The 22,640-nt window shown below is 66.5% G+C and carries 18 protein-coding genes; 15 read left to right on the forward strand and 3 right to left on the reverse strand.

Annotated elements, in window-relative coordinates:
- Window positions 1–1,535: alpha/beta fold hydrolase (locus tag AC1DMQ_RS17180; RefSeq protein ID WP_477034769.1), on the forward strand; the 1,535-nt coding region annotated here is incomplete at its 5' end.
- A gap of 1,274 nt (window positions 1,536–2,809) precedes the next feature.
- Window positions 2,810–3,265 carry an outer membrane lipid asymmetry maintenance protein MlaD gene (gene mlaD, locus AC1DMQ_RS17185; RefSeq protein ID WP_477034770.1) on the forward strand — a complete coding sequence of 152 codons (456 nt, stop codon included), beginning with the start codon at window positions 2,810–2,812 and terminating at the stop codon, window positions 3,263–3,265.
- 113 nt (window positions 3,266–3,378) lie between these two features.
- On the opposite strand, the gene AC1DMQ_RS17190 is transcribed toward mlaD, so the two are convergent.
- Complete coding sequence (locus tag AC1DMQ_RS17190; RefSeq protein WP_477034771.1) at window positions 3,379–3,804, reverse strand: hypothetical protein; 426 nt, start codon at window positions 3,802–3,804, stop codon at window positions 3,379–3,381.
- A 381-nt stretch (window positions 3,805–4,185) separates the two neighbouring features.
- On the opposite strand from AC1DMQ_RS17190, the gene AC1DMQ_RS17195 reads away from it, so the two are divergent.
- The 4 genes from AC1DMQ_RS17195 to AC1DMQ_RS17210 all read left to right on the forward strand — a co-directional run bounded on the left by AC1DMQ_RS17195 (window position 4,186) and on the right by AC1DMQ_RS17210 (window position 9,372).
- A complete protein-coding gene (locus AC1DMQ_RS17195; RefSeq protein WP_477034772.1) occupies window positions 4,186–4,701 on the forward strand; it encodes an RNA polymerase sigma factor in 516 nt (171 codons plus the stop codon).
- A gap of 112 nt (window positions 4,702–4,813) precedes the next feature.
- Complete coding sequence (locus AC1DMQ_RS17200; protein ID WP_477034773.1) at window positions 4,814–5,812, forward strand: FecR family protein; 999 nt, start codon at window positions 4,814–4,816, stop codon at window positions 5,810–5,812.
- A 15-nt stretch (window positions 5,813–5,827) separates the two neighbouring features.
- A complete protein-coding gene (locus AC1DMQ_RS17205; protein WP_477034774.1) occupies window positions 5,828–8,266 on the forward strand; it encodes a TonB-dependent receptor in 2,439 nt (812 codons plus the stop codon).
- A 386-nt stretch (window positions 8,267–8,652) separates the two neighbouring features.
- Window positions 8,653–9,372: a 3-keto-disaccharide hydrolase gene (locus AC1DMQ_RS17210; RefSeq protein ID WP_477034872.1), complete on the forward strand. Its 720-nt coding sequence runs from the start codon at window positions 8,653–8,655 to the stop codon at window positions 9,370–9,372.
- Window positions 9,373–9,385: 13 nt separating this feature from the next.
- Here AC1DMQ_RS17210 and AC1DMQ_RS17215 read toward each other — a convergent pair whose 3' ends face one another.
- The gene (locus AC1DMQ_RS17215; protein ID WP_477034775.1) at window positions 9,386–10,393 is read right to left on the reverse strand and encodes a LacI family DNA-binding transcriptional regulator; all 1,008 of its coding nucleotides are present in this window, start codon (window positions 10,391–10,393) and stop codon (window positions 9,386–9,388) included.
- A 178-nt stretch (window positions 10,394–10,571) separates the two neighbouring features.
- Here AC1DMQ_RS17215 and AC1DMQ_RS17220 point away from each other — a divergent pair, with 178 nt between their 5' ends.
- From AC1DMQ_RS17220 to AC1DMQ_RS17240, 5 genes are read left to right on the forward strand one after another with little or no spacing between them, the layout of a single operon-like run.
- Complete coding sequence (locus AC1DMQ_RS17220; RefSeq protein ID WP_477034776.1) at window positions 10,572–11,819, forward strand: MFS transporter; 1,248 nt, start codon at window positions 10,572–10,574, stop codon at window positions 11,817–11,819.
- A 22-nt stretch (window positions 11,820–11,841) separates the two neighbouring features.
- On the forward strand, window positions 11,842–12,810 hold the full coding sequence (locus tag AC1DMQ_RS17225; RefSeq protein WP_477034777.1) for a sugar phosphate isomerase/epimerase family protein: 969 nt from the start codon (window positions 11,842–11,844) through the stop codon (window positions 12,808–12,810).
- Entirely contained in the window at window positions 12,810–13,943 is a 1,134-nt protein-coding gene (locus tag AC1DMQ_RS17230; RefSeq protein ID WP_477034778.1) for a Gfo/Idh/MocA family protein, read from the forward strand. Before AC1DMQ_RS17225 ends, AC1DMQ_RS17230 begins: the two co-directional genes overlap by 1 nt.
- A complete protein-coding gene (locus tag AC1DMQ_RS17235) occupies window positions 13,940–14,995 on the forward strand; it encodes a sugar phosphate isomerase/epimerase family protein (protein ID WP_477034779.1) in 1,056 nt (351 codons plus the stop codon). Before AC1DMQ_RS17230 ends, AC1DMQ_RS17235 begins: the two co-directional genes overlap by 4 nt.
- A 33-nt stretch (window positions 14,996–15,028) precedes the next feature.
- On the forward strand, window positions 15,029–15,406 hold the full coding sequence (locus AC1DMQ_RS17240) for a c-type cytochrome (RefSeq protein ID WP_477034780.1): 378 nt from the start codon (window positions 15,029–15,031) through the stop codon (window positions 15,404–15,406).
- Between the two features lie 61 nt (window positions 15,407–15,467).
- Here AC1DMQ_RS17240 and AC1DMQ_RS17245 read toward each other — a convergent pair whose 3' ends face one another.
- The gene (locus AC1DMQ_RS17245) at window positions 15,468–16,319 is read right to left on the reverse strand and encodes a 3-keto-disaccharide hydrolase (protein ID WP_477034781.1); all 852 of its coding nucleotides are present in this window, start codon (window positions 16,317–16,319) and stop codon (window positions 15,468–15,470) included.
- 177 nt (window positions 16,320–16,496) lie between these two features.
- Here AC1DMQ_RS17245 and AC1DMQ_RS17250 point away from each other — a divergent pair, with 177 nt between their 5' ends.
- From AC1DMQ_RS17250 to AC1DMQ_RS17265, 4 genes are all read left to right on the forward strand, one after another.
- A complete protein-coding gene (locus AC1DMQ_RS17250; RefSeq protein WP_477034782.1) occupies window positions 16,497–18,251 on the forward strand; it encodes a GMC oxidoreductase in 1,755 nt (584 codons plus the stop codon).
- A complete protein-coding gene (locus AC1DMQ_RS17255) occupies window positions 18,251–18,814 on the forward strand; it encodes a gluconate 2-dehydrogenase subunit 3 family protein (protein ID WP_477034783.1) in 564 nt (187 codons plus the stop codon). Before AC1DMQ_RS17250 ends, AC1DMQ_RS17255 begins: the two co-directional genes overlap by 1 nt.
- A gap of 18 nt (window positions 18,815–18,832) precedes the next feature.
- On the forward strand, window positions 18,833–19,252 hold the full coding sequence (locus AC1DMQ_RS17260; RefSeq protein WP_477034784.1) for a Dabb family protein: 420 nt from the start codon (window positions 18,833–18,835) through the stop codon (window positions 19,250–19,252).
- Between the two features lie 510 nt (window positions 19,253–19,762).
- Entirely contained in the window at window positions 19,763–22,609 is a 2,847-nt protein-coding gene (locus AC1DMQ_RS17265) for a TonB-dependent receptor plug domain-containing protein (protein ID WP_477034785.1), read from the forward strand.
- Window positions 22,610–22,640: the final 31 nt, after the last annotated feature.

Raw genomic sequence — 22,640 nt, forward strand, 5'->3', positions numbered from 1 at the left:
TCGGCCGACCGATCGCCAACACCCGGGCCTATGTGCTGGACCGGTTCCTGCAGCCGTGCGCGGTGGGGGTTGCGGGGGAGCTGTACCTGTCGGGTTCTGGCCTGGGCCGCGGCTATCTGGACCGTCCGGGGCTGACGGCCGAGCGGTTCGTGCCCTGTCCGTTCGAGACCGGTCGGATGTACCGCACCGGCGACCTGGTCCGCTGGCGCGCCGACGGYCAGCTGGACTTCCTGGGRCGGCTGGACCACCAGGTCAAGGTGCGCGGCTTCCGCATCGAACTGGGCGAGGTCGAGGCCGCCCTGCGCGCCCACCCCGCCGTCGCCGAGGCCGTGGTCGTCATGCGCGAGGATGCTTCGGGCTTCAAGCGACTGATCGGCTACGCCAGTCTCAAGCTCGACGCGGAGCGGCCGCCCACGGCGGATCGCCTGAAGCTTCGCCTGCAATCGCGGTTGCCCGACTATATGGTGCCGTCGAGCATCATTCTGCTCGACGCCTTGCCGATGACCCCGAACGGCAAGGTCGATCGCAAGGCCCTGCCGATGCCCATGCGGACGCTCGACGCTCAAAGCTATGTGGCGCCCCGCAACGAGAACGAGACCATCCTGTCGGACCTCTTCGCCGAAGCGTTGGGCCTGGAGCAGGTCGGCGTCACCGACAACTTCTTCGAACTGGGGGGGCATTCCCTTCTGGCGTTGCGGATTGTCACCGCCGCGAGCACGGCGTTCGCCAGGAACATCCCTCTGGCGGCCTTGTTCACCCATCCGACGGTCGCCGGTCTCGCCGAGTGGCTGACCAACAACGCCAGTGTCGCCACCAGCATCGAGTTGCGCGCGGACGCTGACAGCCGCGAGACCATCCTCTTCATGCCCGCCATGCTGGGGTTCGGGTCGTTCTACGGCCCTCTGGCGCAGGTTATGCGCACATCTGGTCGGATCAGCACCTGCCGGCTGCCCAGCCCGGACGCGGACGAGGCCCCGCTGACCAGCATCGAGGAGATCGCCGCCTATTGCCGCGACACCATGGTCGAGGACAAGACGCGCCGCTACACGCTGATCGGGTGGTCGTTCGGCGGCGTGATCGCCTACGAACTGGGCCGGCTGCTGCTGGCGGCGGGCGTGGATCTGCGGCGGATCATTCTCATCGACAGCTACCTGCCAACGCCCGACGCACCGGTCCTGGAACAGACCATCGACGAGTTTCGCAGGGCCATGCGTCGTGAACTGGGGGCGGACATGATGCGGGCGATAGACATCGACGCCTTCCACGCCAGCTATGCGGCGTCGCGGACCGCCCTGTTGGCCTACGACGCCGAGCCGTTCCAGGGACCGATCGCCGAGATCCGTGCTGAACGGAGCGCGCGCCGCCTCACCCAGCCCGGCGTGGTCGTAAGCCCCTTGCCGGGCGGCGAGGGGCGCGACGTCGTGGAAATCGCGGGCGATCACTTCTCGATCCTGGAGCCCGATCGGATCGAAGCCCTGGCGGCGGCCATCGACTCGCTGATCACCGTGCAGGTCGCTGAGATGGAGGCTGTCTAGCCACGTCCGCCTGCGTCAACTCCGCTGGGTGCTTCGCGTCCGGCGGATGGTCCCGCGAGGCCCTGGCTCAATGCTCGTCCGATTGTCTTGATCCTGATCCGGCCAGAGCGGAAGATCGATGGGCGTTTAACCTTTCGGCCGGCCGCGACGTATCTCCTTCCAGAGGCGCCCTGGGGGCGGCCTGGCGCTCTCCGCGAAGTCAGCCCCATGCTCGCCTCGGTGAGCATGGGTGACGCTGCCTATTCAGGCCAGCCCAGACGGCGTTACCGGTAGGTCCGCAAACCCCCCATCGCGGACCTTCACGGCTTCCTCTTCTGGCGCGAGCATCTAGAGAGCCATGGCGTACGTGTAGTTCTCAGTTCCTACCGCCTCTGCGCGCTAGCTCAGCTAACGAACGTCGAGTTCCTGGAGGTGCGCCAACGTCCGGTAATGGCGCGTTCCGAACCTCAAAAAGCCGGAAGCGTCCGTCGGTGAAGGCCATCTTCGCGCCCAATCCTAAAGCTTGGGACGCTTCTTGCCCTTATCGCGCCGTGGCGTACGAACGGCGGGAATATCGTAGAAATAGTTCTAACGCGTGTCCAACAGGGGGCGCCAACCGCCGGAGCGTTCGCGGGGTTTTCCAAAGTTTCCGGGAGTTTCCCTTTCTGACCTGAGCCCGGTAGCCCTGTTGCTTGGCGGAATCCGCGTTGCGCGCCCGTGAAGGGGCGCCGGCCCGATCGGCGATCGGTCGCCGGACGCCCTGGTCGGCAAAGGCCGAAAAAAAGGGCCGCTGAAGGCTGGCCCGCCCGGTTGTTTCGACGCGCGCCCCAGGGGCGGATTCGTCGTCAGCGCCGGTGCGAACCCATCCCGGCCATCGCCAACCTCGTGGATTTCCGCTCCGGCGCAGTGGATGCCGCGCGCGATGTTGGACCAGCTGCCCCTCGGTGAGGAGACGCCGCCCTGTGACGCGGAAACGCTCCGGCCAGGCGCGGATAACGCGCTCCGGGCGGTCCTGCGTGAGCCAGCCCGACGCGCGGCGACAATTGTGTGAGGGGGCTGGGGGGCGGCGGCGTCATTGGGCGGAACGGCGCGGCGCCGCGTCACATAAATGGAAGAGTTCACCATGGACAGACGCCGCTTTCCCCTTGCGACGGCTGCGCCCACGGCGGCCAGGCCCGGCGGCAATATCGACGTGCTGATCTCCCAACCGCAGCGCGACGCCCAGCGTCCCGCCGGGCGGTAGACAACGACGGGCCGGCCGTCGGGCGGGCGGCCTTGCTGGATTTCGAAAGGGTATGGGGTTGCACGAACAATGGGCCGAGACCCTGATGGGTCTTCTCGTCCTCGTCCTCGCGGTGGGGGTTCTGGTCTTCTCGCTGACCGTGGGCGGCGTGGGCAGCAGGCCGGGCGGCTATGAGGTCACGGCGAAGTTCGGCCAAGTCGGATCGCTGGCGCCGGGCGCGGCCGTCACCGTGGCGGGCGTCGAGGTCGGCACCGTTTCGGAAATCAGACTGGACCCCAGGACCTATCTGGCGGTGACCACGCTCAGCCTGGATCCGGACGTCAAGCTGCCCTCGGACTCCACCGCCAAGATCACCCGCGACAGCCTGCTGGGCAGCCTCCACGTGGCGATCACGCCTGGCGGCGCAACAGACGACATCAAGCCGGGCGGCGAGATCGAGAACATCCAGGGCGCGGTCGACCTGTTCGGCCAGATCGGTTCGGTTATGCGACCACAAGGCGGCGGATGAGGCGCGGCCGCCGCCCACGCTACGATCGCCGCGATCTTCAAACCGTTGCGCACCATCGGGCGCTCGACCCTGGGCGCGCTGCTGGCGGTCGGCTTTGCTTCTCAGAATCGAGCTTAGAACCGCAGCGCGATCGCATGCGGCTGGCGCGGGGTGATGACACTTTCGCGGGTGATCATGGCCTGGTTTGGGTCAACCTTAGGCTCGCTGGCTGTGGAGATTTGACCTCCAGTCCTGCGTTGATCAACCGCTCGTCCTCCAGCCAGGGCGACAGGACGCCGGGAACCGGCAGCGCGATCCTTGAGGCGGTCCATCAGCGCGCCGAGGGTGTCGCAGTCGGCGCCGACCAGGTCGTCGATCTCGATGCCGAAATGATCCTCGATCGCGACCAGCACCGCGTAGTAGGCCTCCAACGGAAGTCGCAAGTCACAGATTCTGGTCGAACGGTGCAGCTTGGACTGGGCCAGGCCCGCCTTGCTGGAGATCAGATAGGCGACATCGCCATCGGTCAGGAAGCCGTGAGCGAAGAGGGCGTCGTTCATGAGCGATACTCCGTGAGGCTATGCCCCAATGACGCCACGCAGCCATCGCCCACTCACCGAATTAATCCTTTGCTTTGGGGCGGCGGCTTTCCGGTTGCGTGGACCTCAATGGTCTGGCCCCATAGCCCTCCGGTCGGCCCTGGTGGGCGCTCGCAACATGATCGTGGAAGGTGATCGCGAAGCGTTCGCGTTCTTCGGGTTGCCGGTCAGCCGCATGCGCCGGTTTCTCTAAACAGACGGCCATAGTTGTGACATTTCGCCATGAACCTTTCACGATAAGCTTCACAAGAGGCGGCCTCTCGGACCGCGCCAGCCTGTTTGGATTCGCCGTGGTCCTGCTTCCGCCCGCACCTCATTTGACGTCCGCCTGAAGAGCCGCAGGTGCAGAGCCAATCGCCTCTTCTGGCGTCCTATCTTGAACGCCGCGACGACATGCGGCGGTTCTTCCTGGCCAAGCTGGGTCCCGACGCCGATGTCGAGGATCTCGTGCAGGACCTCTATCTGAAGGTCATCGCCCTGCAGGATGAACCGGTGAACAATCCGCCGGCCTTTCTCTACCGGCTGGCCTCCAACCTGATGCTGGACCGTCTGCGCCAGCGTCGCCGCGCCGGCGCGCGTGACGCCGACTGGCGCAGCACGCACCAGACCTCGGTGGGACCCGTGGATATCGCTGACGCGCCCGACGCGGAATCGGCCGTCATCGCGCGGCAGCGGCTGGACAAGGTGATGGCCGCCCTGACGACGCTGTCCCCGCGCACTCAACAGATTTTCAAACTCCACAAGATCGACGGCCTGTCGTACGCCCAAATCGCCGCCGCCTTGGGCATCTCCAAAAGCTTGGTTGAGAAGCAGATCAGCCTGGCCCTGAGCCATCTTCATTCCAGGGTGATCCGATGAGTGCGGCCAATCTGCATCACCGCCCCACAAACCGGGGAGGCGCTGGTTGGACGGCGACGTCGTTGCGAAGAGGCTGGCCCGCATTCGGCCGCGAAGCCTCAGGTGACCGCTCATGACCGCTTCTCCGATCGATCCGATCCGGCAGGCCGCAACAGACTGGTTCGCCCGCCTGCGCGACGACGCCGACCTCGACGCCTGGACTGATTTCCAGACTTGGCTCGAAGCCGATCCGGCCCACCGCCTGGCCTATGAAGACGTGGAGGCGCTATGGCTCGACCTGGAAGACCCGGCGGCCGAAGCCCTGTTGGCGACCGCCACCGCGACGCCTTCCACCCCCACCGACACCAAGGCGCTCGAGCCCAGATCCACGGTCACGGCCTTCAAGCCGCGCTTACGCCGCCCGGCGCCCTGGCTGATCGCCGGCGGCGCCATCGCCGCCAGTATCGCGGTCCTGCTGTTGGCGCCGAGATGGCTGCCCTCGGCCCCGACGGACTATGTCACCACCAAGGGCGAGGTGCGGGCGGTGACCTTGGCGGACGGCTCGCGCCTGACCCTGGGCGCCGACACGCGGGTCAGCGTCACGATGCGCGCCGGGCGTCGGGACGTCATCCTCGCGGACGGCCAAGCCGCGTTCGACGTCGTCCACAAGCCTGGCAGCCCGTTCGTGGTCGCCCTGGGCGATCAGCGGGTTCGAGTCATCGGCACCGAATTCAACATCTCGCGCCATGAGGGACGCACCGCCGTCACCGTGCGTCGCGGCGTCGTCGCCGTGGCGCAGGCGAGCGGCGGCGAGGTGCGGTTGACCAGAGGCCAGCAGGTTCTCCACACCGAGGGCACCACTGTCCAGGAGGTGCGCGGCGCCGACCCCGACGCGGTGTTCGCCTGGCGCGCTGGACGGCTGATCTACGACAACACGCCCCTGGCCGAGGTGGTCGCCGACTTCAACCGGTATGGAGGCGTGCCGATCCGCATCGATCCTAGCGCGGCGAACGTGAAGGTCAGCGGTGTGTTCCTCGTCGACGGACAGCAGGCCATGGTCGAGCGATTGGCGCAGTTCAGCGGGGTGGCTGTCGTCACGCGCCCGAACGAAATCGTTCTGAAGGGACAATGATCGCCAGTGTCGGTCATGGATTTCGTGAATCGGCCCGCGCTGCGATGGGCAGGTCTGTCCGCGCTTGTCGCTGCGTCGCTCAGCCTTGGACCCGCCGCTGAGGCCGCGTCGCCCGAGGTTCGGCTGCGGGTGGCGCGCAAGCCAGTGCGCGCGGCCCTGATTGACCTGGCGCTTCAGGCCGAGGTGTCGCTGGGCGGCAATCTCGACGTCTGTCGCGGAGAGAGCCCGACGATCGCCGGGCTTATGTCGCTGGAGACCGCCCTTTCTCGCATGCTGGCCGGGTCGGGCTGCACCTTCGCGATCCTGGATCAGCGCACCGTCGTGGTGCGCAGGGCCCTCCCGAAGCTCCCGTCGGTGGGCGCCTACCCGCCGCGGCCGGCCCCGCCGGTCGTGGCGGAGGCGGAGGGCGAGGTCGCGCTCGGAGAGGTCGTGATCACCGCCCAGCGCTTTCCCAACCTCCCAGGCCGGACCCCCTACGCCATCTCGGCGGTCTCCGGCGAGGCGATCACCCGCGAGCGCGCCTCCAGCTTGGCTGACATCGGCTTTCAGGTGGCTGGACTGACCACCACCAACCTGGGCCCTGGCCGAGACAAGATCCTGCTGCGCGGCCTTTCGGACGGAGCCTTCACGGGGCAGACGCAGTCGATTGTCGCCCTTTATCTTGACGAGGCGCCCATCACCTACAACGCGCCAGACCCGGATCTGCGGCTGGCCGACATTGAGCGGGTGGAAGTCATGCGTGGCCCCCAGGGCACGCTTTACGGCGGCGGCACGATCGGCGGGGTCGTTCGCCTGGCCACGCGCAAGCCCAATCTTGACGAGATCTCCGGTCAGGTCCTGGCGGGCGCCTCCGCCACCCGCCACGGCGGCGTGGGCGGCGAGCTGGAGGGGACGATCAATCTTCCGCTGCTGGCGGGAAGGGTGGCGATGCGGGCCGTGGGCTACGTTGAGAGATCGCCCGGCTATATCGACAATGCCGGGCCGGCGCGCAACGACGTCAACGCCTCCGAGCGGAACGGCGCCCGCCTGTCGCTTCGGGCCGTCCTGTCGCCCGCCTGGCAGGTCATGGCGGTGACCAACTACCAAGTGATCCACAACCACGACACCCAGTACGGTGTGGCGCGGTTGGGACCGTTGATGCGCGACAACGCCGTGCGCGAACCTCATGCCAACAGCTTCGACCAGTACTCGGTGACCCTGACGGGTGACGGAGACTGGGGCCGGTTGACCGGTTCAGTTTCGCACTTGGGTCACGACTTCTCCAGTCGCTACGACGCCACGAGCCAGACGGCCCTGTTTGGCCTGCCGACGGGCCCGGCCGCCTTCGATGATGCGCGGAGCACCGATCTGGTGGTCGGCGAGGTCACCTATGCCACGCCGTCCGGGCGGCTGCTGCATGGCCTTGTCGGCGCCTTCTTCTCCACCACGGAGGCCCGCTTTGACAGCGCCATGGCGACGGCCACGACGGGCGGGGCCCCTGGCTATCAGGAAGCGCGCATCGACGACATCCGCGAAGCCGCCGTCTATGGCGAAGCCACCTTGGACCTGCCGTGGAGCCTGTCGGCCACGGCCGGCCTGCGTTGGTTCGACTACCACTATGGTGTCCGATCCAGCGTCATTCAGGCAGGGGAGGCCCGCGCCTTCGCAGGCGAAGACGGCGAGCGCGGGGTCTCACCCAAGATCCTGGTCAGCTATGCGTCGAAGTCGTCGCTGTTGGTCTATCTACAGCTTTCTGAAGGCTATCGCCCCGGCGGATTCAACACCGGCGGCAGGGTCGGGCAGGTGTTTGGGAGTCCTGGCGCGCCGCAACGCCAGTACCGTCCCGACCAACTCTGGAACCACGAGGTCGGCGTCAAGCTGAAGGCTTTCGATGATCGCCTGCAGATGCGCGCCGCGGCCTTCTATGCCGAGTGGGATTCGATCCAGAGCGATCAGTACCTCGCGGACGGCCTGGGCTACACAGTCAATGTCGGCGACGGCGACAATACTGGCCTTGAAGTCGAAGGCGCCTGGCGCGCCAGCGATCACTTCGATCTAAGTTTGGCGCTCCTGGTCAACAATCCCAGTCTGTCGCGACTCAGCGTGGATCCGACGTCCGTCGCCAGCGCGGGCTTGGCGGGGGTTTCCAGCGGATCGGCCAATCTCAATATCGACTATCACCGACCTCTGGCCTGGGGCCCCACCTTGCGACTTCGCCTTCAAGCCGCCCACACGGGGCGCGCGCGACTCGGGTTGGATGAGGCCACCGGACGACACCTGGACAGCTACTGGACGACGGCGGCCAGCGCGGCGCTTGAAACCGAGCGCTGGACCCTTGCCGCCTATGTCGACAACCCCTTCGACAGCCACGCCAACACCTTTGCTTTCGGCAACCCGTTCGCCCCGCGCAGCGACCAGGCCATCACACCCCTGCGGCCCCGAACCACCGGCTTTCGGCTTGTGTCGCGGTTCTAGACCTGTCGCCTCGCGACGTTGCTGTCGGCGCCTCCAGGTTTTTCCCGAGCTCGCTGATCTCGTACTGAACAGGTACGGCAATGAGCTGATGACATGCCGGTTGATCAGCCTGGATGTAGGTTGCGGTCGCCCAGATCGTGCGGCAGTGGCCGGCGAACACCAGATGCGTCCGGTCGGCGAAGGTCGTGTTCCCAGAGCCGGCCCAAGGGCGGCTATTGGCGCTGGCGAGAACGTTCTTTATCGAATTGGAGTCCGGCGGGTGAGGCTAGGCCTCACTCTCTTGTTGCGTGCGATTTCTATAGAGAGCGACGGTCATGAAGCGTGAACGGGTCATCCTGGCGCTGGCGACGGTCTTGGTCGGCGGGCTGCTCGCGGGGTCTCTGGCCATGGCTCAGGCCAAGCCCGAGGACACCGAGATATGGAAGCCCTCGCCGGTGGTGGTCTCGCCGGCGAAGGAGGCTGGAGGTCCTCCGTCGGACGCCGTCGTCCTGTTCGACGGCGACGACCTGGACCAGTGGGTCTCGACAAAGGACAAGTCGCCGGCCGGCTGGACCGTCGCCAACGGCGTCATCACCGTCGACAAGGCGCGGGGCAATATCGAGACACGGCGGGCCTTTCGCGACTATCAGCTCCACCTGGAATGGCGCATCCCGGAAGCTATCGCCGGAACGGGTCAAGCGCGGGGCAACAGCGGTGTTTTCCTGGCTTCAACGGGGGCGGGCGATCAAGGCTACGAGCTGCAGATCGTCGATTCCTACGACAACCCGACCTATGTGAACGGCCAGGCCGCCAGCCTCTACAAGCAGCATCCGCCGCTGGCGAACGCCAGTCGGGCGCCGGGCGAGTGGCAGGCGTACGACGTGATCTGGCGAGCGCCGGTCTTTGGCGCGGATGGCGCGCTGGTGTCGCCCGCGACCGTGACGGCGCTCCATAACGGCGTGCTGGTGCAGGACAACGCCGTCCTGGCCGGCGAGACGGTCTATATCGGCAAGCCGGCCTACAAGCCCCACGGTCCGGCGCCGATCAAGTTGCAGGCCCATGGAGATCCCAGCGCGCCGATCAGCTTCCGCAACATCTGGGTCCGCGAGCTGCCGCCGCGGCCCTAGTCGGCGTATCTGGTCAACCGGGCGGCGGGGCCGTGCTCGATCGGACGATCAGCCGGTGGGGCAGGGTGACGTTCTGCAGGGCGCTGGCGCGGTCCGCCAGAATGTCGAGAAGCAGCCGGACCACCTCGTGGCCGATCTGCTCCATGGGCTGGCTGACCGTGGTCAGTTGCGGACTGAGATACTGGGCGAAGCGAATGTCGTCGAACCCGACGAGCGACACGTCCCGCGGGCAGTGGAGGCCGCGCCGACGGATGGCCTCGATCGCGCCCATCGCCATCTCGTCGCTGAAGCAGAAGATCGCCGTGGGCGGGGCGGGCTGGTCGAGCAGGTCGCCGGCCTGGCGCAGGCCGGACTCGATGGAGAAGTCGCCGATGGCCATGCGCAGCGCGCTGGCGCGCCCTCGGCGCTCAGCGGCCGCCAGGACGCCGGCCAAGCGGTCGCTGCTGATCGGGCTGACGAGCGGACCCGTCACGATCCCGACACGGGTGTGACCCAGGTCGTAGAGATACTCCATGACCTCGGCCGCGGCGCCTTCGTTGTCGATATGGGCGCTGGACACCGCAAGGCCCGGGCGGAATTCGCAGCCGTTGACGATTGGCGTCCGCGGCCCCTTGGCGGCGACCATTTCGGCCAGGACGTTCGGCAGGCGATGGCCCAGGAAGATCAGACCGTCGGCCTCCTTGCGCCGAAACATCGCCGCATACTGTTCCTCGCGCGCTTCCTCGTGGCGCGTGTCGCCCAGCAGAACCGAGTAGCCGGCCGCCATGGCGGCTTCCTCCACCCCGCGGATGACCTGCGAGAAGAAGGGGTTGGAGATGTCCGGCACGGTGACCAAGATCTTTTCGGTCCGCAGGGTTCGCAGGCTCTTGGCCGCGAAGTTCGGCTCGTAGCCGAGGCGGACGACCGCTTCCAGCACCTTGTTGCGGGTCGTTTCGAGCACCAGTTCGGGCGCGCTGAACACCCGCGAGACCGTCGCGGCCGAGACCCCCGCGTCTAGCGCAACTTCGTGAATAGTGGCCATCGGCGCGACACTGGCGGCAAGCCGGACCCTTTGCAAGGCGCGGCGCCTTGAAGTCGGCGGCGCTGGGCGGTTGCCGCTTTGACAGACCCCTGTTATCGATGATTTCGATTACATGAGCGCGGGAGCGGCCCAAACGGGCTGAAACCTGGCGCCGATGCTGGTCGGGGAGGCCAGAACCATGACGACGAGCTTGCGGCTCTTCCTGATGATGGTGCTCCAGTTGGCGATCTGGGGCGCCTGGGCGCCGAAGATCTTCCCCTACATGGGCATGCTGGGCTTCGCGCCCTGGCAGCAGTCGTTGGTTGGCAGTTCCTGGGGCGTGGCCGCCGTCGTCGGCATCTTCTTCTCCAACCAGTTCGCCGACCGCAATTTCGCGGCCGAGCGCTTCTTGGCGGTCAGCCATCTGATCGGCGGCCTGGCCCTGGTCGGGACGGCGTTCGCGACCAGCTTCTGGCCGTTCTTCGCCTGCTATCTGATCTTCAGCCTGGTCTATGTGCCGACCCTGTCGGTGACCAACTCGATCGCCTTCGCCAACCTGCGCGACCCGGCGGCCGATTTCGGCGCGGTGCGCATGGGCGGCACGGTGGGCTGGGTGCTGGTCAGCTGGCCCTTCGTCTTCCTGCTGGGCGCCCACGCCGGCGCCGAGCAGGTGCGGTGGATCTTCCTGGTCGCGGCGATCGTTTCGTTCGCCTTCGCCGGCTACGCCCTGACCCTGCCGCATACGCCGGCGCGCAAGGACGCGGCGGGGATCGACAAGCTGGCCTGGCGACGCGCCTTCAAGCTGCTGGCCACGCCGTTCGTCCTGGTGCTGTTCGTCGTCACCTTCATCGATTCGGTGATCCACAACGGTTACTTCGTGATGGCCGACGCCTTCCTGACCAACCGCGTCGGGATCGCCGGCAATCTGAGCATGGTGGTGCTGAGCCTGGGCCAGGTGGCCGAGGTCCTGACCATGTTCTTCCTGGGCCGCGTCCTGGCGCGGCTGGGCTGGAAAGTGACGATGATCGTCGGCGTGCTGGGCCACGCGGCGCGCTTCGCGGTCTTCGCCTTTTTCGCCGACAGCATCCCGGTGATCGTCGCCGTGCAGCTGCTGCACGGGATCTGCTACGCCTTCTTCTTCGCTACCGTGTACATCTTCGTTGACGCGGTCTTCCCCAAGGATGTCCGCTCCAGCGCTCAGGGCCTGTTCAATCTGCTGATCCTGGGCGTAGGCAACGTCGTGGCCAGTTTCCTATTCCCGACCCTGATCGGCCGCCTCAGCGCCGACGGCGCTGTCGACTACACCAGTCTGTTCCTGGTCCCCACAGGCATGGCGCTGGCGGCGGTGCTGCTGCTGGCCTTGTTTTTCCGGCCGCCGTCGCGCGGACCGGTCGCCGAAACCGACGAGTCGGAGGCCGTCGCCGCGGCCAGCCCGGCCCAACCCTAGACTTCAGCCAAAGGAAAGCCTCGTGCGCTCAATCGCTTACGAAACCCGAGCCGTTGCCGGCCTTTCCCGGCGCGGACTTCTGGCCGCCGGCGCGGCGGTGTTCGGCGCGGCTTGGGCCGGGGGTGCGGCCGCCGCCGAGACGCCGTTCTTCCAGCGCCACAAGCAACACGTCGGCATCCAGCTCTACAGCCTGGGGCCGGACCTGGCCAAGGCGCTGGACGCTCAACTGGCCACGGTCGCCAAGATCGGCTTCAAGTCGGTGGAGCTGGCCGGCTATCTGGGCCGCACGCCGGCCGAGCTGCGCGCCGCTTTCGACCGCGCGGGCCTGGTTTGCTCCAGCGCCCACATCTCGCCCAAGGGCGCCAACGGCTTCAGCGGCGACCTGGCCAAGCTGGCCGACGAGCTGCACGTGATCGGCGTGAAGTCGGCGATCATGCCGATCCTCTACATCCCCGACCGTCTAGGCGGCGCCGACCTGCGCCAGGCCGGCGGCCAGATGACGGCCGACGACTGGAAGTGGAACGTCGATTTCCTCAACGAAAAGGCCGCCGTGCTGAAGAAGTCCGGCATCGTCACCGGCTACCACAACCACAATTTCGAGTTCGCGCCCCTAAGCGACGGCAAGGGGGGAGACGCCACGGGCATGGAGATCCTGCTGAAGGGCACGGATCCGAGCCTGGTCACCTTCGAGATGGACGTCGGTTGGGTCACGGCCGCCGGCCAGGATCCGTTCGCGCTGCTGAAGGCGCATCCTGGCCGCTTCACCCAGATGCACGTCAAGGACATCAAACCGACCACCAAGGCCAATTTCGAGTTGCGGCAGGACCCGACCGAGGTCGGCAGCGGCATGATCGACTGGAAGAAGCTTCTGCCCGCCGCCTATGACGCCGGGATTAGGGGCTTCTACTACGAGCAGGAGCCGCCGTTCGCCCATGCACGGCTGGAATCGGCCAAGATCAGCTTCGACTACCTCGCCAAGGTCGTCGCCTGATGCCTCTGCGGATGGCCATGGTCGGCGGCGGTCCCGGTTCGTTCATCGGGCCGGTGCATCGCATGGCCGCCGAGCTGGACGGCCGCATCCGGTTGGTCGCCGGGGTGTTCAGTCGCGACCCGGCCAAGAACGCCCAGGCGGCCGCCGATTGGGGCGTGGCGCCCGACCGGGTCTATCGGGACCATCACGCGATGATAGCCGCCGAACGGGCGCGTCCCGACGGCGCCGAGCTGGTGTCCGTGGTGACGCCCAACCACCTGCACTTCGATATCTCGGCCGCCGCCCTGCGCGGGGGGCTGCACGTGATCAGCGACAAGCCCGCGACCCTGAATCTCGCCCAAGCTCAGGAGTTGGCCAGCGTCGTCGCTGCGTCCGGCAAGCTCTACGGCCTGACCTATACCTATACAGGCTATCCGATGGTCCGCGAGGCGCGCCAGATCGTGGCGCGCGGCGACCTGGGCGCCGTGCGCAAGGTCGTGGTCGAGTATTCCCAAGGCTGGCTGTCCAAGCCGCTGGAACGCGACGGCGACAACAAGCAGGCCAGCTGGCGCGCCGATCCCGCGCAGTCGGGCGTGGGCGGCTGCATCGGCGACATCGGCGTGCACGCCTTCAACATCGCCGAGTTCGTGACGGGCCGCCGCGTCGAGCGCCTGTGCGCCGACGTCGCCGCCGTCGTGTCGGGGCGTGGCCTGGACGACGACTGCAATGTGCTGTTGCGGTTCGCGGGCGGCGCGAGAGGCGTGCTGATCGCTTCGCAGATCTCGGCGGGCGCGCGCAACGGGCTGAGACTCAGCGTCTATGGCGAGACCGGCGGCCTGACCTGGTCGCACGAACGGCCCAACGAGCTGACCCTGGACTGGCTGGACGGACCAAGCCAGGTGCTGCACGCCGGCTCGGCCTATCTGGGCGCGGGCGCCCGCGCGGTCACGCGTCTGCCGACGGGCCACCCGGAGGGCTTCATCGAGGCCTTCGCCAACATCTATCGCGACTTCGCCGACGCCATCGACGGGCAGGACGGCGGGCTCGTGCCCGATATCGCCGAGGGCGTGCGCGGCATGGCCTTCGTCGAACACGCCGTGGCCGCCAGCCGGGCCGACGCCGGCTGGGTGGCGCTGCAAGGAGAGGGGCGATGAAGACGCTCAAGGGACCGGCCATCTTCCTGGCTCAGTTCATCGGCGCAGAGCCGCCGTTCGACAAACTGGAGACCATGGCCGCCTGGGTCGCCGATCTGGGCTATGTCGGCGTGCAGATGCCCACCGGCGGGGCGGACTCGTTCTTCGATCTGGCCCTGGCCGCCGAAAGCCAGACCTATTGCGACGATATCGCCGGGATGCTGGCCGGCCACGGCCTGCAGATCACCGAGCTGTCGACCCACCTGCAGGGCCAACTGGTCGCCGTCCATCCGGCCTATGACGAGTTGTTCGACGGCTTCGCGCCGCCGGAGCTGCGCGGCAAACCCAAGGAGCGCCAGGCTTGGGCCGTGGAGCAGGTGAAAGCCGCCGCCGTCGCCAGCCGGCGCCTGGGCCTGAACGCCCACGCCACCTTCTCCGGCGCCCTGGCCTGGCCGTATTTCTACCCCTGGCCGCAGCGGCCCGCGGGCTTGGTCGAGGAGGCCTTCGCCGAGCTCGGCCGTCGCTGGCGCCCGATCCTCGACGCCTTCGACAACGAGGGGGTCGACGTCTGCTACGAGATCCATCCGGGCGAGGACCTGCACGACGGCGCCAGTTTCGAACGCTTCCTGGACGAGGTCGGCGGCCACGCGCGGGCCAACATCCTCTACGACCCCAGCCACTTCGTGCTGCAGCAACTGGACTACCTGGGCTACATCGACCGCTATCACGAGCGGATCCGCGCCTTCCACGTCAAGGATGCAGAGTTCCGGCCGTCGGCCCAGTCGGGCGTCTATGGCGGCTATCAGGGATGGGCTGAACGCCCGGGCCGCTTCCGGTCGCTGGGCGACGGCCAGGTGGACTTCAAGGCGATCTTTTCCAAGCTGGCACAGTACGACTATCCCGGCTGGGCGGTGCTGGAATGGGAATGCGCCCTGAAGCATCCTGAACAGGGCGCCCGCGAAGGCGCGCCGTTCATCCGCGACCACATCATCCAGGTCACCGACAAGGCCTTCGACGACTTCGCCGGCAGCGCGCCCGACGCCGGCCGCAATCGGCGCCTGCTGGGGCTCTAGAGCCGCCGCCAAACCTCTGACGGAGTTCTGTCGATGAAGTTCCCGTTTAAGCTCGCTCCCATTCTGGCCGGGGCCCTCGTGGCCGGGACGGCGGCCAGCGCCGTCGCCGCGCCGCCGACGGGCCAGCAGGTGTTCGAGCAGCGTTGCTCGGTCTGCCACTCGGTTCAGCCCGCGCCCGGCAAGATGGGACCGCCCCTGGCCGGTGTGGCCGGCCGCAAGGCGGGCACGGGCGCCGGCTACGCCTACAGCGCGGGGCTGAAGGCCTCGAACATCACCTGGACGCCCGACACGCTGGACGCCTTCCTGAAGGCGCCGGCGAAGGCGGTCCCCGGGACCAAGATGCTGCTGGGCGCGCCCGATGCGGCGCAGCGGGCCGCCGTGATCGAATACTTGGGCTCGCTGAAGAAGTAGCGCCGACCCCGTGTCATCCTGGGAGCCTACGCCAGGCTTCCGGGGTGACACGGCCGGACGTCTAGCGCGCCGTCAGTTCTTGGATCTCGATGTCCTTGAACTCGATCGAATAGCCTTCGCTCTGCAAGGCGATATAGCCCTCGGTAACGGGCTGAGCGCCGCGCGCGAGGATGTAGGGCTTGGCCCCGCCTGCGACGGTGTCGTCGGGATCGAGCGTCAGCCCGGCGTAACGGTGCACGACCGCGCCGTTGATCTTCTGAAGCACCTCGCCGCTGGGCAGGACATCCAGCTCGACCTTGGTCCAGGTCCCGTTGGGGATCGTCGGCGCATGGGCCGGCGGCGTGCAGTGCTCCTTGGCCTTGACCCCGTCGAAGGTGATGGTGATCCCGGGGGTGCACACCGAGCCGGTGGGGCGGGGCGCATCGCCGTCCTTGCCCAGCAGCTGGAATTCGACGGAGACCGGGAAGGGCTGGTCCACGGTCATGCTCTCCGGGCTCTGGCTGTGGAACATGATCCCGCTGTTGCTGCGCGCCCAGGCGGGCGTGTCCGGAAGGCCAGCGTCCAGGAAACGGTAGGAAAGGCGCAGGCGGTAGGCCTTGAACGGCGTCTTGTAGAACAGGTGGCCGAACTGACCGTCCAGCTTGTCGTAGCCGGCGTAAGACACCCGGATCGCGCCGTGGTCGGCCACGAAGGTCTGGCGATAGTTCTCGCCGGCCGGATGCTTGGCGATCTTGGGGATCCAGCCGTCCAGGGTCCTTCCGTCGAAGAGCGGTCGCCACGGTCCTGCCTTGGGCTCCTCGGCGTTCGCCGGCGTGCAGAGGCCGGCGGCCAGACAACTGAACACGACGGCTAGGCCAGCAAGGCGGCTGGCCCGCTTAGCGCCAACTACAACGGACTGATCAGGCTTGGTCATGGGCTTTCGTCGTCCTCCCTCTGCGTCGGCGATTAGGGTCGAAATACCGAGCTTTCTTGCAATGTAACCCATTTCATGGAAGCCTCCAGGCAACAATGAAAGGTTCGCCGAGGTCAGCGCGTCATGCCGTCAGGCGGTGGGCGCGGCGCTCTCAGGCGTGTCGAGCGGGGAGTAAACATGGCCAACCTCAACGGTCGCGCGCGCCTTGAAAACACCTACGACGCGATCGTCGTCGGCAGCGGCATAACCGGCGGTTGGGCGGCCAAGGAGCTGACCCAGAAGGGCCTCAAGACCCTGGTGCTCGAGCGTGGCCCGATGGTGCGCCATCTGGAGGATTATCCCACCGCGACCACCGATCCTTGGCAGGCGAAATATCCGCAAGGCCAATTGCCGCCGGAGGAGCTGAACGCGCACTACGCCGTCCAGAAGCGCACCGGCTACACCCTGACGGAACACACCAAGCACTTCTTCGTCCGCGACGACCAGAACCCCTATACCGAGGAAAGCCGCTACGATTGGATCCGCGGCTATCATGTGGGCGGGCGCTCGCTGACCTGGGGCCGCCAGAGCTATCGACACAGTCCGATCGACTTCGAAGCCAACGCCCGCGAGGGGATCGGCGTCGACTGGCCCGTCCGCTACGAGGAACTGGCGCCTTGGTACGACTATGTCGAGCGCTTCATCGGCGTCTCGGGTCAGTCTGAAGGCTTGGCCCAGCTTCCCGATGGCCAGTACCAGCCGCCGATGGCGATGAACTGCGTCGAGAAGGCCTTCAAGGCCAAGTCCGAGGCGCGCTTTCCCGAGCGACGGGTCACCATCGGCCGGACCGCGCACCTGACCGAACCGACCGAGGAGCAACTCAGCCTGGGTCGGACCAAGTGCCAGTATCGCAACCTGTGCATCCGCGGTTGCCCGTTTGGCGGTTACTACAGCTCCAACTCCGGCGGACTGGTGGCGGCCGAGCGCACCGGCAACCTCGTGATCCGCCCGGGCTCGATCGTCACCTCGCTGATCTATGACGAGAAGGCGGGCAAGGCGAGCGGCGTGAGGATTCTCGACGCCACGACGCGTCAGGAAGAAGAGTTCTACGCCGACGTCGTGTTCCTGTGCGCCTCGGCCTTCAACTCGGCCTGGATCATGCTGAACTCGACTAGTTCTCGCTTCCCCAACGGGTTTGGCAACGCCAGCGATCAACTGGGCCGCAACGTTATGGACCACCACCTGGGCGTCGGGGCCAGCGGGGAGGCGCCCGAGTTCGCCGACACGTACTATTCGGGCCGCCGCCCGAACGGCATCTACGTGCCGCGCTTCCGTAATCTCGGCGACGCCGCGACCCAACGCAGCGACTATCTTCGCGGCTTTGGCTACCAGGGCGGCGCTTTCCGGCCCGGCTGGGATCGCGACCTGGTCAAGCCGGGCGCCACGCCCGCACCCCGAGGTTTCGGCGCCGAGCGCAAGGCCGCGCTCAGTCAGCCGGGGCCATGGGTCATGGGTCTGGGCGGGTTCGGCGAGATCCTGCCCTATGCCGACAATCGCATCACCCTGAACCATGAGGTCAAAGACCAGTTCGGACTGCCGACCTTGTCGATGAACGTCACGATCCGCGAGAACGAGATCGCGATGCGCCGCGACATGCAGACAGCGGCGGCCGAGATGCTGGAGGCGGCGGGCTTCAAGAACGTCCAGGGCCGCGACAGCGGCTATGCGCCGGGTCTGGGCATCCACGAGATGGGCACCGCGCGCATGGGCCGGGATCCGAAGACCTCGGTGCTCAACGCCCACAACCAGGTCCACGAGTGCAAGAACGTCTATGTCACCGACGGCGCGGCGATGACCTCGGCCTCCTGCGTGAACCCGTCCCTGACCTACATGGCGCTGACCGCCCGGGCCTGCGACCACGCCGTTCAGGCACGCAAGCGGGGAGAGCTCTGATGCTGAACCGACGCGACGCGATACGCGGCCTGACCCTGACGATCGGGGTCGCGGCGACCGGCTGGGCCGGACACGCGGCGGCGGCTCAAACGCTGACCTGGACGCCCCAGGCGCTGACGGCGGACCAGGCGCGCCTGGTGGACGTGGTGGCGGAACTGATCATCCCCGCCACGGACACGCCGGGCGCCCGAGAAGCTGGCGTGCCGCAGTTCATCGACCGCGCCCTGGCCAACTATTGCGGCAAGGCCCAGGCCGAACGCCTGCGGGGCGGATTGGCGCGCATGGACGCCGACGCCCGCGCCGCCCATGGCGCGGCCTTCGTCGCGCTGACGCCGCAGCAGCAGGTCGAGCTCTTGACCGTCTATGATCGTGAAGCCTCCGCCGTTCGGAGCCAAACGCCCGATGACGCCCATTTCTTCGTGGTCCTGGAGGACCTGGTGACCGTCGGCTATTTCACCTCCGAGCCCGGCGCGACGCTGGCGTTGCGTTATGACCCGGTGCCAGGCGCCTATGACGGGTGCGTGCCGCTTTCGCAGCTTGGTCGTGGCTGGGCGACGAGGTAGCGACAGGTGGCCAGACCCATGCAGCCCTTCAATCGTCGTGTCCTGGTATCTGGCGGTTTGGGCGCCAGCTTTGGCGCCGGCGTCTCGAATGCTGGCCCAATCACCCTGGACACCGCGTCGCCAGGAGCGCCCGCCATAATTCACCAGGTCTTCTTCTGGCTTAAGAACCCGGGATCGAAATCAGATCGAGATCAATTGATTATCGGTTTGAACAGTCTTCGCACCATTGAAATCATACAGCAGTTTTACGTTGGCGTTCCCGCTTCAACCGAAAAGCGTGACGTTGTGGATGTCAGCTATGACGTTTCCGAGCTGATGTTCTTCAAAAGCGTGGAAGATCAAAAACTTTATCAAGATCATCCAGTCCACCTCAGGTTTGTCGAGGGGTACGCGCATCTCTGGAAAAGAGTCCTGGTTTACGACTCCAGCTCGGTCTGACCGCCGGCTGAACATCTGAGAGCTGGCGCCGCGTGACGGCCATGGCCAGCTCGGAAGCGCTGCGCCGTATCTCGAGCCAGTGCTGGTGAGGCTTTTCACGCCGCCGAATGTCGGCTTCCCGGACGCGAACCAGAGTCAGCTCTTGGCGCCCACCTGCCAAGTCCAATTCCGTCCATGGAGGCGCCCCGCTCCGGGCGGACCGTTGGGCGCCAGGTCGGGAATCGCGGGATTCGCTGAGATCGATACCAAATAGCGAGGCGTGGTTCCCGCTTCCCGTTCGGAGCGACTCTGTCGCCCGATCCGCACGCATGCTTGACGCTTGTCCCTTCGCGCCAAAACACCGTTGACAGTCAAAGAACGACACTGTTATCGATAACAATCGAGCAAGTCCACGATAGTGGCTTCGGCTCGGCAGCCAACAAGTAGGACGGTCAAGCGTCCTGAGGGGAGGATAAAATGGGTCGTCACAGCCCCGCGCGCGACGGTCGCCGCGCTCTGCAAGTTTCTCACATGGTGCTGGCTATCGCGGCCGGCGCCGGCGCGCTCTCCGCAGGCGCGGCGCACGCACAGTCAGCGCCCGCCGCCGCTCAGGCCGCGCAGACGCCGAAGCCGTCCGAGACGGACGTCAACGCCGTCGACACCATCATCGTCACCGGCGTCATGGCCGGGACGCAAGCCAAGAAGGCGAACGTCTCGTTCTCCATCCTGTCTGAAGACGACATGTCCAAGTTCACGCCGATCAGCGCCGACGACATGCTGCGCGACATGCCCGGCGTCGTCGTCGAGTCCAACGACGGGGTGGCCCGCAACGAGGTCTTCACCCGCGGCATGACCATCGGCACGGGGGCCAACACGTCGGGCTACTTCTGGACCACCATTCTGGAAGACGGCCTGCCGGTGGTGCCGTTCAAGTTCAGCGGCTTCCAGGACGGCTACTTCTATCGCGCCGATATCTCGACCAGCCGCGTGGAGTCGGTTCGCGGCGGTTCGTCGGCGACAGGCGTGACGACGTCGGTGGGCGCCACCTTCAATTACATCACCGGCGCGGTTAAGCCGGGCGGGGTCATTCAGGCCCGTGTCGGCTTCGAGGGCGAAGACCTTCACCTGTCATGGAAGCAGGTCGACGGTTCGTACGGCTGGGTCAACAAGGCGGGCGACGCCGGCATCGGGATCAGCGGCTTCTATCGCCGCTCCAACGGCCAGGTGAACCCGGGCTACGACCTGAACCATGGCGGCCAGTTCAAGGTGAACCTCTACAAGGAATACCAGGGCGGCGGCGGATCTGGCTCGTTCAACGTGATCCTGAAGCACCTGGACGACACGAACGCCGAACTGACGACCTTCCAGCAGCCGGCCTACGGCTACCAGGATCCTGAAGAGATCCCGGGCTTCGGCCGCGACGTGAACCTGTTCATGAAAGGCGGCCAGCAGACCGTCCCGAACTACTTCAAGTCCGGCAGCCACAGGCTTGATCCGTCCGACGGCTATCGCTACCAGCAGGATGCGATTTCGCTGAACTGGCGCCACGACACGGACGGCCCGTGGGGCTTCACGGGCGCGGTTCGCGTGCAAAAGTCCGACTATCGCGGGCAGTCCTACAAGCCGCAGGGCCTGGCGTCGCTGGCCTCGGCGGCCGCTTCGCGCGAGCGCTATGGTCTCAACATCAACAACCTGGACCGCACCCCGGGCTATTACGAGTTCACCAACGCGGCGGGCCAGATCGTCGCGCGCGTGGCCAACAACGTGGCCGGCTCGCAACTGGGGACCAACTACCGCACCGGCGCGGCCTGCCCGCGGGTCACGGCGACCACCTTCCAGGCCAACAGCCTGTGCATCGTGGCCAACAGCCTGCCCAACCGCGACATCGACATGCGCGGCGGCCTGGTCACCGCCACGATCCCCAACGCCAACGGCAGCTTCAACTCCGGCGTCGTGCCGGTCGCCAGCGGCTCGCAGGACCTGGTGCTGCTGACGCGCGCCGAGGACAACGACCGTGGGTCCAAGGACTTCATGGGCAACTTCACCACGACCTATCACGGCGACAACTACAGCCTGAACCTTGGCCTGTACGTCTCGCGGTCGGAGCAGGCCAATGACAACTGGGCCAACGGCCTGGGGATCTCGGCCTGGGCTGACGGACAGGTGCAGAACCTGAACGCCCGGTACGTCACCAATACGGGGACGACCTACCAGCTGACCGACGCCGGCGGCTGGGGTTCGTACGGCAGCGGCCTGTTCACCACGGTGTCGCAGCGGGCCAAGATCCTGGAGGTCTCGCCCTATGCCGGCTTCAGCTGGTCACCGGGCAAGTTCGACTTCAACGGCAGCATCAAGTACCAGCACTTCGACGCCAAGACCTATTCTGAGACCTGGGACACACGCAACGCCGGCGCCGCGTCGCTGGCCAGCGGCGGCCTCGATGGCGATCCGCTGACCGTCTACGACAACGTCTACATGGCCCAGACGGCTGCGAAGATCATCCGCGCCGACAAGGATCTCGGCCTGGTCGATTACAGCGTCGCGATCGGCTACAATTTCAACGACAAGCACAAGATCTATTACCGGTGGACCGACGCCAAGCAGCCCTCGTCGGGGGTCGTCAACCGCTACTCGACGGCGGCGACGCTGGTGCGTCCGCTGGGCCCCACGGCCTTCATCAAGGGCCACGAGGTCGCCTATACGTTCGGCGACCGCAAGTTCAACGGCCAGATCACCTACTTCTACCAGAACTTCGCCGTCAACGATTACCCGACCGCGGTCGACAAGGACAATGTCTCGACCTACCTGCTGCCCGAGAACTTCAACAAGTACTTCACCCGTGGGGTCGAGGGGTGGGCCAAGTGGCGGATCACGCGGAGCCTGGAGTGGTCGCCGTCGGTGACCTATCTGAACGGCAAGACGACCGAGGCCTACAACTGGCTCAACACCGGCGCCAACGGCCAGGGCGCGGATGACGACGTCCTCCGCGTCGACTCGGGCCTTCTGGCGCGGTCGCCCAAATGGACGGTCAGCAACACGCTTTCCTATACGTACAAGGACTTCCGCTTCAACGTCCGCCACCGCTGGATGGATGTGCGCAAGCTCAACACTAACTCGCTGGACCACCGTTTCCTGCCCAAGCAGGACAATGTGGACGTCTCGGTGCAGTACGAGGGTCTGGCCAAGACCAAGATGACCCTCGATGTCCGCAACGTGTTCGATACGCAGTACATCTCGGCCTACGATCCGATGATCAGCAGCAACCTCCCGGCTAACGTCCAGGTCTATGACGTGGTCGATCAGCTGCCGGAGTCGGGCTACCTGCTCAAGCGCAACGCGCCGCGGTCGGTCTGGCTGACGGTCCGGCGGGAGTTCTAGGCCTCCGGCCTCCGACGTCCAGCCGCATGAC

Source organism: Caulobacter sp. 05L422 (genome assembly GCF_056397765.1).